Here is a 14,412-nt window from a genome sequence, read left to right on the forward strand (position 1 = left end):
GGCAGCAATCAGTAGCGTGTCACCTTGCGGGCGTAGGTAGTCATGAAGTCGAGAGAAGCCATCACGCCCTGAAGGGACAGCCGGGTGACCACGGGACGCATTTCTTCCTTGAGGGGCACCGACAGGATCACCGCGTTGCGCCGCTTCATATGTTCGATGATCTCCGACTTGCGCGGTTCGAGCAGGAAGAACTGATTTATGGTGTTGTAGCGAATCTCGAAGTCAACACCCTGGTGCAGATCGACCGGTTCATCTCCAGGAAACTGCAGGGTCATGGGGCGATCCGGATCGAACTGGCCCTTGGTTGGGGCCACTGTAACGGCGAGGTCCAGCGCGCCATCGAGCCGGTTCCGTAATAGTGTCAGCTTGTAGGCGGGCAGATTGGCGTCATTCACTTCGACGCTACCGGTGCTGGCGAAACAGGAGTTGCCGTAGTAGTCGGCGGCATCTTCATTGATGACGTCCGGACATGCAGCCAGCCAATCGCGGTTGTATTCGCGCCATTCCCCATAAGGATGGTGGAACGGCTGGGCGGCGACCGGACTGGTCAGCAGCAGGACGGCCAGGCCAATCACGGTGCGCATTGCGGACTCCACAGGACTTTGCCCCCCGGCCCGACTCCTGTATCACGCCGGATGTGGAGCAGATATGGCAGCACAGACCGAATTGGATAAGGTCGGACCCTTCGTGGCGCTTGTTGTCGGCGATGACGGGCCGCAATTGAGCGGCGAGGCGGACGCGATCGAGTTGATCGGGCAGACCTATGGGACGGGAGCAGAGGTCGTCGTGGTCCCTGCCCGCCGGTTGGCGCCATCATTTTTCGATCTCAGCACGCGCCAGGCGGGCGGCTTCTTCCAGAAAATGCAGAACTACCAATTGCGGCTGGCCATTGTCGGGGACATTGACGAGCACGTCCGCGCAAGCACCGCGCTGCGGGATTTCGTGGGCGAAACCAATCGGATCGGACATCATCTGTTCGTCCCCGACCGTGCGGCATTGCAGGCCGCGCTGGAGGGGTGATGGGCCGTACAGTCACAGCCACCGCAGAGGTCGAGGTCGAACTGTTCGACATCCGGCCCGAAGTACCCGACTTCAGCCACGAGACAATGCTCCTCGCTCGCGGCGCGCGCTATGTAGCCGGGGTCGACGAAGCTGGCCGCGGGCCGCTGGCAGGCCCGGTGGTGGTTGCCGCCGTCAGGCTCGACCCCGCGCGCATCCCCGACGGGTTGAACGATAGCAAGAAGCTGACCCCGGAGCGCCGGGAGGAGCTTTTTGCGAAGATCGTGGCCACGGCCGATGTCGCCGTAACGTCTGCGCCACCGGCCGACATCCTCGCCTACAACATTCGCGGAGCCACCCTGAGGGCGATGGCGCGGGCTGCCCGCTCGCTCTCAACCCTGCCCGACCGGGTGCTGGTTGACGGCCGCGATCTGCCTCCCGAATTGCACTGCGATGGGCTGGCGCTGATCGGCGGAGATGGGCGAAGTGTCTCGATTGCCGCCGCTTCTATCGTGGCCAAGGTGATGCGCGACCGCATGTGCCAGATTATGGATTGCGACGCCCCGCAGTTCGGCTTTGCCAGCCACAAGGGCTACAGCACCGCGGTACACCTGGCGGCGCTGCAGGCGCATGGTCCCTGCCGGCACCACCGCAACGAGTTTGCCCCGGTGGCGGCGCTGCTGGTGCAGGAAACGACGGTCCTCGTCACCGATTAACCCCTCGCTTACCGCTTGCCAACGCTCCATTAACCCCAGCGCGCTATAACGGATTTGTTAGTACTGCGTTAGGGTTAAGTGTATGTTGCGTACCGCGCGTACGGCCGTCGAGGCCGCTGCGGAGGAGGCTGTCCGCCTCCCGATCGACACCATCCTCGTGGGCGATTGCATCGACCACATGAATGCCTTGCCGGCCGGCTCGGTCGATCTCATCTTTGCCGACCCGCCCTACAACCTGCAACTGGAGCAGGGCCTCACCCGCCCCGACCAGAGCAAGGTGGACGCGGTCGACGACGACTGGGACAAATTCGACAGTTTTGCCCATTACGACGCCTTCACCCGCGCCTGGCTCAAGGCGGCCCGGCGGGTGCTGAAGCCCGATGGCGCGCTGTGGGTCATCGGCTCCTACCACAACATCTTCCGGGTCGGCACGGCGCTGCAGGACCTGGACTTCTGGATGCTCAACGACATCGTCTGGCGCAAGGCCAACCCGATGCCGAATTTTCGCGGCACTCGCTTCACCAATGCGCACGAAACGCTGATCTGGGCCGCCAAAAGCCAGAAGAGCCGCGTCACCTTCAACTACGAGGCGATGAAACTGGCCAATGACGACACGCAGATGCGGTCGGACTGGCTGTTTCCCATCTGCACGGGCGCCGAGCGCCTCAAGGACGACGCGGACGAAAAGGTACACCCCACGCAAAAGCCCGAGGCCCTGCTCTACCGCATCCTCAACGCGACGACGAAACCGGGCGACGTGGTGCTGGATCCGTTCTTCGGCACGGGCACCACCGGAGCCGTGGCCCGCAAGCTGGGCCGGCACTTCATCGGCATCGAGCGCGAAAGCGCCTATGTCTCGGCGGCCCTCAAGCGCATTGCCACCATCCGTCCTGGCGTCTTCGAAGCCCTGCAATCGGTCAAGCCCAAGCGCAAGGAGACGCGCGTTCCCTTTGGGTCTCTCGTGGAACAGGGCCTGATTGACCCCGGCACGCAACTCTTCGACCTGACGAGGCGTTACTTCGCCATGGTTCGTGCAGATGGTTCGCTCGTCTCCGGTCCGCACCAGGGGTCGATTCACAAGGTCGGCGCATTGGTTCAGGGGGCCGAAGCATGCAACGGGTGGACTTTCTGGCACCACGAACGCTCTGGCACTGTCGAGCCGATCGACTCCCTGCGGTCCGACATTCGCCAAAAACTTGATTTGCTTTCTGCCTGATCCTGACCTCCAATCTCCCTTCAGGCTCTAAAACTTGGCCGCCGGCTTCAACCGGCGGCCTTTTTGTTGGCAAGCTCAGCGTTCTTCCATAGGCTCGGGCACGACCCTCCGACCGGACCTCACCAATATGCTGCTGATAATTCTGCTCGTGCTCATCCTGGCTTTCGTGCAGGCAGGCCTCTTGGCGCATTATCGTATCGACCTCGTGGGATTCCGGCACCTGCTCGGTCCACGGGACGACCTGCCCGAACAGACCTCCCCCCGGCTTGGACGAGCCAAGCGGGCTCTCGCCAACCTGCATGAAACGCTGCCGATTTTCCTGACGCTGGCTGTGTTGTCGATTGTCCTTGGCGAACAGGGCCCGGTTTCGCTCGTTGGCGCATCGCTCTACCTGCTGGCGCGGATGCTATACGTGCCGTGCTACATCCTGGCGCTCAGCCCGTGGCGGTCGGTAAGCTTCGCGCTGTCGCTGCTCGGCCTGGCGCTGCTGGCCCTACTCCTCTTGCCTCACCTGCCTGGCTGATCACTGCAGTCCGGCAGTCGCCAGCACCTTTCGGAATAGCGTGGGCAGCGCTTCGGATCGCAGCGTCCCCGGGTCGGCCCACCACCCGTCCCCAAGCCCTTCGGGCGATACGGTGGCCGTCCACACGTCGAGCTCGAGCCGAAAATGGGTGAAGACGTGAACCACCTGTCCTGCTAGGCGCCATGCGGCGCTGACGGGCGGGATCGTCTCATGGGCAGTGCTTGACCACTCGGTGGTCGGCACCTCCGTCATTCCGGCCAGCAGGCCTTTGCCCGGGCGCGAGCGCAGGAAGACGTCTCCATCGGCATCGCGCATCACGTAGGCGTGGCCGTGGCGCGTTGGCTTATCGGTTTTGGCGGGCTTGACAGGAAAGGCAACAGGGTCGGCTGTTCGCGTGCCGCGGCATCCGGGCTGCAGCGGACACAAAAGACAGGCAACCTTACGTGGAGCGCAGATGGTGGCTCCCAGATCCATCATGGCCTGCGCGAAGTCCCCTGCCCTTGCCGGAACGGAAGCCTGGAGAGTCGCGCGCAAGTCCTCCTTGGCCTCCCGGACCGGCACCGGCAGGGCATGGTAGCGGGCGAGCACGCGATCGAGGTTACCGTCGAGGACGGCGACCGGTTCATCAAAGCAGATGGCCGCAATGGCGGCACTGGTGTAGGCGCCGATACCGGGCAGCGTCCGCAGCGCGGCAGACGTCGCGGGAAAAACACCGCCGTGGTCGCGAACCACTACTTGGGCGCAGGCATGCAGATTGCGCGCGCGGGCGTAATAGCCCAGCCCCGCCCATTCGCGCAGCACCGCATCGAGCGGCGCCGCGGCGAGGTCGTGGACGCTCGGCCAGAGGTTGGTGAACCGGGTGAAGTAGGCCTTCACCGCCGCAACAGTGGTCTGCTGCAGCATGACCTCGCTCAACCAGACACGGTATGGATCGGGCCGGATGCCGGCCCGCCGCTCCGCCGGCGGGATGCGCCAAGGCAGATCGCGGGCATGTCGATCATACCAGGCCAGCACCGCAGGAGCGTCGAGAGGATGAGGATTTGCAAGATGAAGCGTCACGACCCCGACTGATATAGCCAGGAGCGATTCCCTCACAAGATGCAGTTTTGCCTGCGGGCCATCTTGCCCGCTTGCCGGCAAGCGCAGACGACACTAGTGGAAGAGCATGGCCAAGGACGACCCCGCCGAGTTCAAGCGTCGTAACAAAACCCTCAGCGTTGCCGACGCGCTGGCGGGCGCGCTCGACCCGATGCTGAAAAAGCGGGGCTTTGCCAGCCGGGAAATCCTGGCGCAGTGGCCGGTTATCGCGCCAGAACCGTTCAACCGGACCACCATTCCCGACAAACTCTCCTGGCCGCGTTCGTCGAACAATGCCGAGGGCGCGGTGCTCGTGCTGCGCTGCGCACCGGGGCAAGCCTTGTTTGCCCAGCACGAAGCCCCAGCCATCGCCAGCGCCGTCAATCGGTTCTTCGGCTATGTGCTGGTGCGCGAGGTCCGGCTATCCGCAGAACCGTTCACTCCGGGTTCAGGCCAAAGGCGGCAGTCTCCGGAGCAACCGAGCACCAGCGCCATGGCAAAAGTGACCACGGCCACCGAGAGCGTTGAAGACGAGGCGCTGCGAGAGGCCCTGCGCACTTTGGGGCTGGCGCTTTCGGTGCGTACGGAAAGAAAAGACGGATAGACTGTTCACCGGCAAGTGATAATCCTGCCCACTTGCCGACATTGTCCCCCCGTGTAGTGTCCCAGCTACACAAGAACCGGAGCCTGAACCGTGAAATTCAACCGCCGAGAGACTCTCCTTCTTGCCGCTGCCGCTTCAGCGCTGGGCCTTTGTGGCGTTGCGACGGCACAAGCGGCCGAAGGCGACATGATCGACACGGCCAAGCTGATGGATCCGGCCGGCGACATTGCTGACAAGGTGGAGGGCAATCCCGATGCGCCCGTCACCATTATTGAATACGCTTCGCCCACCTGCCCGCACTGCGCTGCGTTCCACAACAACGTCTATCCCGAGCTCAAGGCGCAGTACATCGACACCGGCAAGGTGAAGTTCATCCTCCGGCCCTTCATCCGCAATGTCCTCGACGCGGCAGTCTTCATGCTGGCGGAAGCAGCGGGCGAAACGAACTACGAGAACGTCATCGGCACCTTCTTCCGCACCCAGAACACCTGGGGCGTTTCGGACAAGCCGCGCGACGCCATCCTCGATGTCGCCAAGCAACTGGGCTTTACCCAGGAAAGCTTCGACGCCGCATTGACGAATCAGGATCTCTACAACGGGATGGAAGCTCTGCGCGATCAGGCGCTCAATGACTTCAATCTCCAGGGTACCCCGACCTTTTACATCAATGGCAAGTTGCTCAGCGGAGACAAGACGATCGAGCAGATGGCAGCGGAAATCGACCCGCTTGTGCCTGCCGATTTTGTCGCCCCCGCTGGTGCCGCGACTGCTCCGGAAGCCGGCCAGCCGGCTGCCGACGCCACCGCTGCCGAGGCTCCCGCGGCAGACGCCGCTCCAGCCGCTCCGGCCGCTGACGCCATGTCCCCGGTTACGCCTGCCCCTGCGCAGTAAAAGCGCCGTTCGCAGCGAGGCCGTCTTCCTGTCCGGGAAGGCGGCCTTGTCGTGCCCAAGTGCAGGATGGGCGGCGAGATGAAATTCTCCCGGCTCAAGCTGCACGGGTTCAAATCGTTCTGCGACGAAATGGTGCTGCATATGGAGCCGGGCCTGACCGGCATCGTCGGTCCCAATGGGTGCGGCAAGTCCAACCTCGTCGAAGCCATGCGCTGGGTGATGGGCGAAAGCTCATACAAGGCCATGCGGGCGTCCGGGATGGACGACGTCATCTTCTCCGGCTCGGGCAACAGGCCGGCCCGCAACAGCGCGGAAGTCACGCTGGTGCTCGACAATGCCGACCGCACGGCGCCCGCCGCGCTCAACACCGCAGACGTGCTTGAGGTGACGCGCCGGATCGAGCGCGAAGCGGGATCGGTCTATCGGGTCAATGGCCGGGAGGTGCGGGCGCGCGACGTGCAACTGCTTTTTGCCGATGCTTCGACCGGCGCGCATTCACCGGCCATGGTGCGCCAGGGGCAGATCGGTGAGCTGATTGCGGCCAAGCCTACGGCGCGCCGTGCCCTGCTCGAGGAAGCGGCGGGAATTTCGGGCCTCCACTCCCGCCGGCACGAGGCGGAACTGCGCTTGCGCGCGGCAGAGACCAATCTCGAACGGGTCGATGACATCATCGGCCAGGTCGGCACACAGCTCGAAACGCTCAAGCGCCAGGCGCGCCTCGCCAGCCGCTACCGCAGCCTGTCGGGAGAAATCCGGCGGGCGGAATCGACGCTCTATCATCTGCGCTGGGTAGCGGCGCGGGTAGCGGAGAAGGAGGCGGAGGCCACCCAGGCCGTCCTTGTCCGGCAACTGGCCGACGCCACCCATGCCAGGCTCGATGCCGAAAAAAACGTCGCAGCGACAGAGGCGGCCGTGACGCCCCTGCGCGAGCGCGAAGCCGTCGCCGGCGCGGTACTGCAGCGCTATACGATCGAAGCCGAACGGCTGGCCGAGGAGGCCCGGCGGCTCACCCAGCGCCGCGAGGACCTGGCCGATCGCCGCCGCCAGATCGAAGCGGATGGCGTTCGTGAGCGCGCGCTCGCCACGGAAGCCGAAGCGACCCTGGACGCCGTTGCCGCAGAACTGACCGCGCTCGAGCAGGAAGAAAGCGCAGCCACGACCGAGGGAATGGCGGCGCGCGAAACGGCGTCGGCGGCGGAGGCGGAGGCCGCTGCCGCAGAAAGCGTGGTGCGGAGCGCCCTCGACGCGCTGGCTCAAAAACGGGCCAGACGGGCAGAGGCGGAGCGGTCTTTGCTCGAGGTATCGCGGCGGCATGAGAGACTGACGCAGGAACTTGCCGGGGTGACACGGGAGCTGGACAAGCTCGACCGGCAGCTGGCGGAGAATGACCGTGTGGCCAGCCGTCAGGCGGCGCTCGACGCGGCGCATCAGGCCGTTGCTGCGGCCGAAGCGGAGGCGATCGAGGGCGAGCAACTGGCCGCCGCCGCGCAGGCAGAGCTGGATGCTGCAAGACCCCACCTGGCCAACCTGGATGCTCTGGTCGGCCGTCTCGAGGCGGAGGCCTCTACCTTGGGCAAGATGCTCAATCTCGGCGCCAGCCTTTGGCCTGCGATCGTCGATGAGCTTACCGTCGAACCCGGATTCGAGACCGCGCTGGGTGCCGCGCTTGGCGACGATCTCGACGCGTCCTCGGATGCTGGCGCGCCCCTGCACTGGTCGATCGCCATCGACAGCTATGACGATCCACCTCTACCCCAGGGCGCCGAGCCCTTGTCCCGCCATGTCGAAGGAACGCCGCTTCTCAAGCGGCGCCTGCTGCAGATTGGCCTTGTCGACGCAGTGGACGGCCCGGCCCTGATGCCGGCACTCAAGCCGGGACAAAGGCTGGTCACGCTGGAGGGGGCGCTATGGCGTTGGGACGGGTTCGTGTCCGCCGCCGACGCGCCGACCGCGGCCGCACAGCGGCTGGCGCAGCGCAATCGTCTTGCCGACCTCGACGAGGAACTGGCTCATGCGCGGGGGGAACGCAACGCCCTGAAGCGCCAGGTAGACGCCCTTGTCGCCGGCGTCGAAGCTGCGCGCGAAGCGGAACGCGTTCGGCGACAGGCATGGCGCAGCGCCCAGCATGCCATCGGGACGGCCCAAGCCGAGCTTGAGCAGGAGCTGCGGGCGGCCGGGGAGCTCTCGACCCGCCGCGCCGCCCTGGATGAGGCCCGGACCCGGCTGGTCGGGGGGATCGCCGAGGCGCAGGAGGCGATAGCGGCCGCGCAGGCCTCCCTTTCCGAAATCGGCATGGATGCCGACGCGAGCGTGGTTGATGAGGCGCAGGGCCAGCTGGTCCTGTTGCGCCAGCGGGCTGATCAGGCTCGCATGGCCCTCAATACCTTGGAGTCCAGCGCACGTGTGCGCGCCGCCAGGATCGACCAGCTCTCGCGTGACCAGGCGGGGTGGCAGAAGCGGCACCAGAGCGCTCTTGTCCAGGTCCAGACGCTGGATCAGCGGCTGAACGATGTGCGCACGCAAATCGAGGCCATGAACGAGGCTCCTGAGGGGCAGGCGAACCGGGCGGCGCAACTCGAGGAGCGAATCGAGCAGGCCCGCGAGGAGCACAAGCAGGCCCGGGACCGGCTGGCCGAGGCCCAGGGCCGGTGGCGAGACGCGGAGAAGGCCCTCAAGACTGCGGTGGACAGCCTAAATGCCGTCCAGATCGAGCTGACGCGGATGGAGGAGCGTCTCAAGGGCATCATCGCGCAGCGCCAGCAGATCGAACGCCAGACCGAGGAAACCCTCGGCATCCCTGCCAGCCGGACACTCGAGGCATCAGGTATCCGTCCGGAACAGGCGCTACCGGCTGAAGGCGCGGTGGAACAGAAGCTCGACCGGCTCAAGGCGGAGCGGGAAAGACTGGGCGGCGTCAACCTGACAGCCGAGCGGGAGGCAGAGGAGGTGCAGGCCCGCCTCGACACCATGATCAAGGACCGGGACGACATCATCGAGGCCGTCGCCAAGCTCCGTGCCAGCATCGTCGCGCTCAACCGCGAAGGCCGGGGGCGCCTCAATGCCGCCTTCAGCGAGGTAAACGCGCATTTCCAGGACCTTTTCACCACCCTCTTCGGCGGCGGCACGGCAGAGTTGACCTTTGTGGAGAGTGACGATCCCTTGGAAGCCGGGCTCGAGGTTGTCGCCCGCCCCCCCGGCAAGAAGCCGCAGACCATGACGCTGCTTTCGGGTGGCGAACAGGCACTGACTGCCATGAGCCTGATCTTTGCGGTCTTCCTGACCAACCCCGCTCCCATCTGCGTGCTCGACGAGGTGGACGCGCCCCTGGACGACGCCAATGTCGAACGCTTCTGCAACCTGCTCGACAGCATGCGGGCGCGCACGCAGACGCGCTTCATGGTGATCACCCACAATCCCATCACCATGAGCCGCATGGACCGGCTGTTCGGGGTGACCATGGCCGAGCGGGGCGTCAGCCAGCTGGTCTCGGTGGACCTCCGCACCGCGGAGAGTTTCCGGGAGGCGGGCTAGGTTTGGCAGATAGCAGGATCGCCACTTCGTGACAGAATCCCCTGCCCCCTGCCCACACTCTGCCACGATCACGGCGATGACAGCATGCCGCACCCCTGCTGTGACGTAAATATCACTTATGGAACAATAGCTTACGTCACTACCGGCCGCCTTGACACCTTCGGGGGCCACCACTATGTTGCGCGCGACTTAAAAGGCGCCCCGGAAACTGCCGGGACTGGACCGGCCGAGGAGTGCGGATGACCATACCTCCGGACGATCGAGGCCAGCCCAAGAGCGCCGATGAAGCAACGCGGGACCTCGCGTCACGCATTGCTTCTGCCAAGCGGGAACGTATGGCCGAGGACAACAGAGCCTCGCGCGATGCCTCCCCGGAGATGAGCGGTCTGGCGCGCGGCATGCGCATCGGCACCGAATTCATCGCCGCGGTCCTGGTGGGTGCCGGTATCGGCTACCTCATCGACCTTGGCCTGGGGACCAGCCCCTGGGGCTTGCTCATCCTTCTGTTGATGGGCTTTGCCGCTGGAATCCTGAACGTCATCCGAGTGGTGGCGGAAATGAATGCCGCGACGCCTGCCCCGCCGGGATCCGACCTTGGACCCGACGCGGAAGACGAAGAGCGGAACGACTAATGATGACGCTTAGAGGGCTCCATGGCCGGTACTGACCCGATCCACCAGTTTGTCATCCAGGACTTGTTCCCGCTCTTCACCATTGGCGGGGATGGCACCGAAGGCTCGGGACTGCATTTCGCCTTCACCAATTCCGCCCTGTTCATGGTCATCACGGTGGCCACGATCGTGGTGTTCCTGCTGGCCACCACGGGTAGCAAGAAGCTGGTGCCGACACGCGGCCAGCTTACGGCCGAGTTGCTCTACGAATTCGTGGCCGGAATGGTGCGAAGTTCGGCGGGCACGGCGGGAATGAAGTTCTTCCCGCTGGTCTTTTCGCTGTTCACCTTCATCCTCTTTGCCAACATGTTCGGCCTGGTGCCCTACTTCTTCACGGTCACCAGCCACATCATCGTCACCTTCGCCCTTTCGATGCTGGTCTTCCTCACCGTCATCATCTACGGCTTCATCAAGAACGGTCCGAAGTTCCTCAAGCTGTTCGTTCCGGCCGGCGTGCCGGGCTACATCCTTCCCATCGTGACGCCGATCGAGGTCATCTCCTTCCTCTCGCGTCCCATCAGCCTGTCGGTGCGTTTGTTCGGCAACATCCTTGCCGGCCACATCACCCTCAAGGTCTTCACGGGTTTTGCCGTGATGATGATTGGCGCCCTCGGCGCCCTTGGCTGGTTCGGCGCAATCCTGCCGATCCTGATGGCAATCGCCCTCACCGGTCTCGAGTTTCTCGTCGGTGCGGTTCAGGCCTACGTATTTGCGGTCCTGACCTGCATGTATCTCAACGACGCGATCCACCCGTCCCACTAACCACCACCCCTCTCGGCGAAGACCTCGCCGGAAATCCTACGTCGCTTGAAAGGACACTAAAATGGAAGCTGAAGCCGCGAAGTTCATCGGTGCCGGCATTGCTTGTTTCGGTATGGCTGGCGCCGCCATGGGCGTGGCCAACATCTTCGGCAACTTCCTCACGGGCGCCCTGCGTAACCCGTCGGCTGCTCCGAGCCAGTTCGGTAACCTGATCTTCGGCTTTGCCGTGACCGAAGCTCTGGGCATCTTTTCGTTCCTGATCGCCCTGATCCTGCTGTTCGTCGCCTGATCGGCGCGCAGGCACAAATTCTCGCAGCCGGGGCAATTCCCGGCTGCGCGCTTTGCCGGATGATCCCGGCTGACCGGATTTAACGGGACCTACCGAGATGGTAACGCAAGCCTTCGCCCAAGAGGCGGAAACCCCGGCCGTGGACGGCGCGGCGGCTCCGGCCACCGACGCGACCCACGCCGCGCCTGCGGACGCCGCCCATGGCGATCCGACTGCTGACACCCATGCCACCACCGAAGCCCATGGTGGCGAGCATGAATCGGGCGTGTTCCCGCCGTTCGATCCGGCGACCTTCCCCAGCCAGCTCCTGTGGCTGGCCATTACATTCGGCGCTCTCTACGTGCTGATGAGCCGCGTGGCGCTGCCGCGCATCGGTGGCATCCTTGAAAACCGCAAGGCGCTGATCGATGCTGACCTGGCCGCGGCCGACGCCGACCGGCAGAAGACGGATGCGGCCATCGCCGCATACGAGAAGGCCCTGGCCGAGGCCCGGTCCAACGCCCAGAGCATTGCCAACAAGACGCGCGACGCCATCAACGCGGACCTCGCAGCCAAGCGCGCCGCCGTGGAAACCGATCTTTCCTCCAAGGTAAGCGCCGCGGAAGCCCGCATCGCGCAGACCAAGGCGGAAGCGCTCACCCATGTCGACGAGATCGCTGCGGAAACGGCCCAGGCCGTGGTCGGGCAGATCGTCGGCGACGTGTCGCCCGACAGCGTCCGCGCTGCCGTGGCGAAAGTGAAGGAGTAAGCTGATGCCCGAATGGTTGGATAACAGCTTTTTTGCCTTCGTCGCCCTCGTCATCTTCGTCGGCCTCGTCCTCTATTTTGGCGTACATCGCATCATCGCCAAAATGCTTGATCGCAAGATCGGCGAGATCGAGAACGACATCGCCGAGGCCAAGCGCCTCCGTTCCGAAGCCGCTGCCCTCCTGGTCGAATACGAGCAGAAGCGTGTCGCTGCCGAGCGCGAGGCCGAGGGCATCGTGACCGCAGCCAAGGAAGAGGCGGCCCGGCTGACCGTCGAGGCCCAGGCCTCGCTGGAAGACATGGTGGCCCGCCGGACCAAGGCGGTGGAAGACAAGATTGCCCAGGCGGAGGCCCAGGCCATCGCCGAGGTGCGCGCGCGTTCGGCCGACATTGCCATCGAAGCGGCCCGTCTGGTGCTCACCGACGAGATGAGCAACAAAGGCAATTCCGTGATCGACGCGGCAATCGCCAATGTGGGCAGCAAGCTCAACTGATCGATCGGAATGATGAATCTGGAGGCGGGCAGCGATGCCCGCCTTTTCTTTTTGCACAGGGGCTGGGACGTGACATCCGGGCGCGATTGACGGCACCTCAAATCTCGCCCATGGTGCCCCCGACTGCGGGAGAGACCGGCTCTGCGCCGGCGCCGAAGGAGCAACCGCCCCGGAAACTCTCAGGCCGAAGGACCGCAGTCTGCATAAACACTCTGGAAAGCAAGTCGCCTTGTGCGGCTTCTCCGAAGGAGCAACCGGCGCTCAGCCGGGAAATCTCTCAGGGCAAGGACAGAGGGGGCACGATTTCCGCGAGAGCGGAGCTTTGTCGTGTCGCCGACCAGCCCGAGAGTGTTCATGGCCGAACCCGAATCCCAAGACCTGAAACAGACACCGCTCTACGCGCGGCACGTCGCCGCTGGTGGCCGCATGGTCGCCTTCGGCGGCTATGCCCTGCCGGTGCAGTACCCCCCCGGCATCATGGCCGAGCACAAATGGACGCGCGAGCACGCGGGCCTGTTTGATGTCAGCCACATGGGTCCGTGTTTCCTGATGCTCAACGAGCGCTCGGGAGATGCCGACCGGGATCACGCCGCCATCGCCGCGGTGCTCGAACCTCTGGTCTGTGGCGATATCGCCGGACTGCCGCCCGGCAAGATCCGCTACACCCTCCTGCTCAACGAAGGGGGCGGCATCGAGGACGACCTGATGGTCGCCCGTCCGCCCACAGGCAAGGAGGGCGGTCTCTTCATCGTCGTCAATGCGGCGACCAAGGACGTCGATTTTGCACGGATGAGCGAGGCCGCCGGACAGGTTGCCAGGCTGCAGCGGGCGGATCGCGGTGCGCTGCTGGCCCTGCAAGGGCCGGAGGCGGCCGCCGTGCTGGCGCGCTTAGTGCCGGAAACCGCTGACCTGGCGTTCATGGAATATGGCCTTTACGATTGGAACGGCATTGGCCTTTCCGTCTCCCGATCCGGCTATACCGGGGAAGATGGCTTTGAAATCCGCTGCTACGCGGAGCATGCCGAAACCCTATGGGACGCGCTCCTGGCCGACGACCGGGTCAAGCCCATCGGGCTCGGTGCGCGCGATAGCCTGCGGCTTGAAGCCGGGCTGCCGCTTTACGGGCACGACCTCGATCTCACGACCTCCCCCGTCGAGGCCGATCTGGGATTTGCCATTTCCAAACGACGCCGGGAGGCCGCCGATTTCCCGGGTGCCGCGCGCATATTGGCAGAGCGATCTGAGGGGCCGAAGCGCAAGCGCGTCGGCCTCATCGTCGAGGGAGCGCCGGCCCGCGAGGGCGCAGCCATTCTCGATGCAGATGGCGCGCCCATCGGCATCGTCACCAGCGGTGGATTTGCGCCGACGCTGGGCAAGGCCATCGCCCTTGGGTTCGTGCCGCCCGACTTCGCTCAGGCAGAGACGGTTCTGCAGGTCTCCGTCCGCGGCCGGCCACAGCCCGCCCGTGTCGTCCCCACTCCCTTCGTTCCCCACCGTTACCACCGTAAGACAGCCTGAGGCTTCCATGACCACAAAGTTCACGCCAGACCACGAATACATCCGCATCGAAGGTGACACCGGGATCGTGGGAATCACGCAGTTCGCGCAGGAGCAGTTGGGCGACATCGTCTTCATCGAACTCCCAGCCATCGGCAAGGTGCTCAAGAAGGGCGACGAGGCAGCCGTGGTCGAAAGCGTCAAGGCGGCATCGGAAATCTACGCCCCGGTAAGCGGCACGGTGAGCGAGGTCAATGCGGCGCTATCAACCGAGCCGGGTCTCGTCAACGCCGATCCCGAAGCGGGCGGCTGGATGTTCAAGCTCACCCTGGCGGACGTCACGGAGACCGAAACGCTGCTCGACGACGCGGCCTATGCGGACCTGACGAAATAAC

16 protein-coding genes and 1 riboswitch are annotated in these 14,412 nt (G+C 64.6%); of the genes, 14 read left to right on the top strand and 2 right to left on the bottom strand.

The features are described from left to right. Positions 1-8 precede the first annotated feature (8 nt). The gene (locus tag IC608_RS08320) at positions 9-584 is read right to left on the bottom strand and encodes a hypothetical protein (protein ID WP_191774409.1); all 576 of its coding nucleotides are present in this window, start codon (positions 582-584) and stop codon (positions 9-11) included. A gap of 64 nt (positions 585-648) precedes the next feature. On the opposite strand from IC608_RS08320, the gene IC608_RS08325 reads away from it, so the two are divergent. From IC608_RS08325 to IC608_RS08340, 4 genes are all read left to right on the top strand, one after another. Beyond that, complete coding sequence (locus IC608_RS08325; RefSeq protein WP_191774411.1) at positions 649-1,020, top strand: DUF4180 domain-containing protein; 372 nt, start codon at positions 649-651, stop codon at positions 1,018-1,020. Continuing rightward, positions 1,020-1,715, top strand: a complete 696-nt coding sequence (locus IC608_RS08330) for a ribonuclease HII (RefSeq protein WP_191774413.1) — start codon at positions 1,020-1,022, stop codon at positions 1,713-1,715. The genes IC608_RS08325 and IC608_RS08330 overlap by 1 nt, the downstream gene beginning before the upstream one ends. Before the next feature lie 82 nt (positions 1,716-1,797). Then, positions 1,798-2,931 carry a site-specific DNA-methyltransferase gene (locus IC608_RS08335; RefSeq protein WP_191774415.1) on the top strand — a complete coding sequence of 378 codons (1,134 nt, stop codon included), beginning with the start codon at positions 1,798-1,800 and terminating at the stop codon, positions 2,929-2,931. A 127-nt stretch (positions 2,932-3,058) separates the two neighbouring features. Further along, a complete protein-coding gene (locus tag IC608_RS08340) occupies positions 3,059-3,454 on the top strand; it encodes an MAPEG family protein (protein ID WP_191774417.1) in 396 nt (131 codons plus the stop codon). On the opposite strand, the gene IC608_RS08345 is transcribed toward IC608_RS08340, so the two are convergent. Beyond that, on the bottom strand, positions 3,455-4,513 hold the full coding sequence (locus IC608_RS08345) for an NUDIX domain-containing protein (protein WP_191774419.1): 1,059 nt from the start codon (positions 4,511-4,513) through the stop codon (positions 3,455-3,457). A gap of 106 nt (positions 4,514-4,619) precedes the next feature. Between IC608_RS08345 and IC608_RS08350 the strand changes: the two genes are divergently transcribed. The 10 genes from IC608_RS08350 to gcvH all read left to right on the top strand — a co-directional run bounded on the left by IC608_RS08350 (position 4,620) and on the right by gcvH (position 14,411). Then, entirely contained in the window at positions 4,620-5,135 is a 516-nt protein-coding gene (locus IC608_RS08350; RefSeq protein WP_191774421.1) for a DUF721 domain-containing protein, read from the top strand. A gap of 90 nt (positions 5,136-5,225) precedes the next feature. Then, positions 5,226-6,026 (top strand): thioredoxin domain-containing protein, encoded by an 801-nt coding sequence (locus tag IC608_RS08355; RefSeq protein ID WP_191774423.1) that lies wholly within the window; start codon positions 5,226-5,228, stop codon positions 6,024-6,026. Positions 6,027-6,104: 78 nt separating this feature from the next. Next, positions 6,105-9,557: a chromosome segregation SMC family protein gene (locus IC608_RS08360; RefSeq protein WP_191774425.1), complete on the top strand. Its 3,453-nt coding sequence runs from the start codon at positions 6,105-6,107 to the stop codon at positions 9,555-9,557. A gap of 239 nt (positions 9,558-9,796) precedes the next feature. Continuing rightward, positions 9,797-10,189 carry an AtpZ/AtpI family protein gene (locus tag IC608_RS08365; protein WP_191774427.1) on the top strand — a complete coding sequence of 131 codons (393 nt, stop codon included), beginning with the start codon at positions 9,797-9,799 and terminating at the stop codon, positions 10,187-10,189. A gap of 21 nt (positions 10,190-10,210) precedes the next feature. Continuing rightward, positions 10,211-10,990 (top strand): F0F1 ATP synthase subunit A, encoded by a 780-nt coding sequence (locus tag IC608_RS08370; protein ID WP_191774430.1) that lies wholly within the window; start codon positions 10,211-10,213, stop codon positions 10,988-10,990. Positions 10,991-11,051: 61 nt separating this feature from the next. Continuing rightward, the gene (locus tag IC608_RS08375; RefSeq protein ID WP_191774432.1) at positions 11,052-11,279 is read left to right on the top strand and encodes a F0F1 ATP synthase subunit C; all 228 of its coding nucleotides are present in this window, start codon (positions 11,052-11,054) and stop codon (positions 11,277-11,279) included. Positions 11,280-11,376: 97 nt separating this feature from the next. Then, on the top strand, positions 11,377-12,027 hold the full coding sequence (locus tag IC608_RS08380) for a F0F1 ATP synthase subunit B (RefSeq protein ID WP_191774434.1): 651 nt from the start codon (positions 11,377-11,379) through the stop codon (positions 12,025-12,027). 4 nt (positions 12,028-12,031) lie between these two features. After that, positions 12,032-12,520, top strand: a complete 489-nt coding sequence (locus tag IC608_RS08385) for a F0F1 ATP synthase subunit B family protein (RefSeq protein ID WP_191774436.1) — start codon at positions 12,032-12,034, stop codon at positions 12,518-12,520. 116 nt (positions 12,521-12,636) lie between these two features. Next, positions 12,637-12,725: riboswitch (glycine riboswitch) on the top strand. A 149-nt stretch (positions 12,726-12,874) separates the two neighbouring features. Next, positions 12,875-14,038, top strand: a complete 1,164-nt coding sequence (gcvT, locus tag IC608_RS08390) for a glycine cleavage system aminomethyltransferase GcvT (protein ID WP_191774438.1) — start codon at positions 12,875-12,877, stop codon at positions 14,036-14,038. Between the two features lie 7 nt (positions 14,039-14,045). Further along, positions 14,046-14,411 (top strand): glycine cleavage system protein GcvH, encoded by a 366-nt coding sequence (gene gcvH, locus IC608_RS08395; protein WP_191774440.1) that lies wholly within the window; start codon positions 14,046-14,048, stop codon positions 14,409-14,411. Position 14,412: the final 1 nt, after the last annotated feature.

The sequence above is a fragment of the Devosia oryzisoli genome, from assembly GCF_014837245.1.
Taxonomy (GTDB): Bacteria; Pseudomonadota; Alphaproteobacteria; order Rhizobiales; family Devosiaceae; genus Devosia; species Devosia oryzisoli.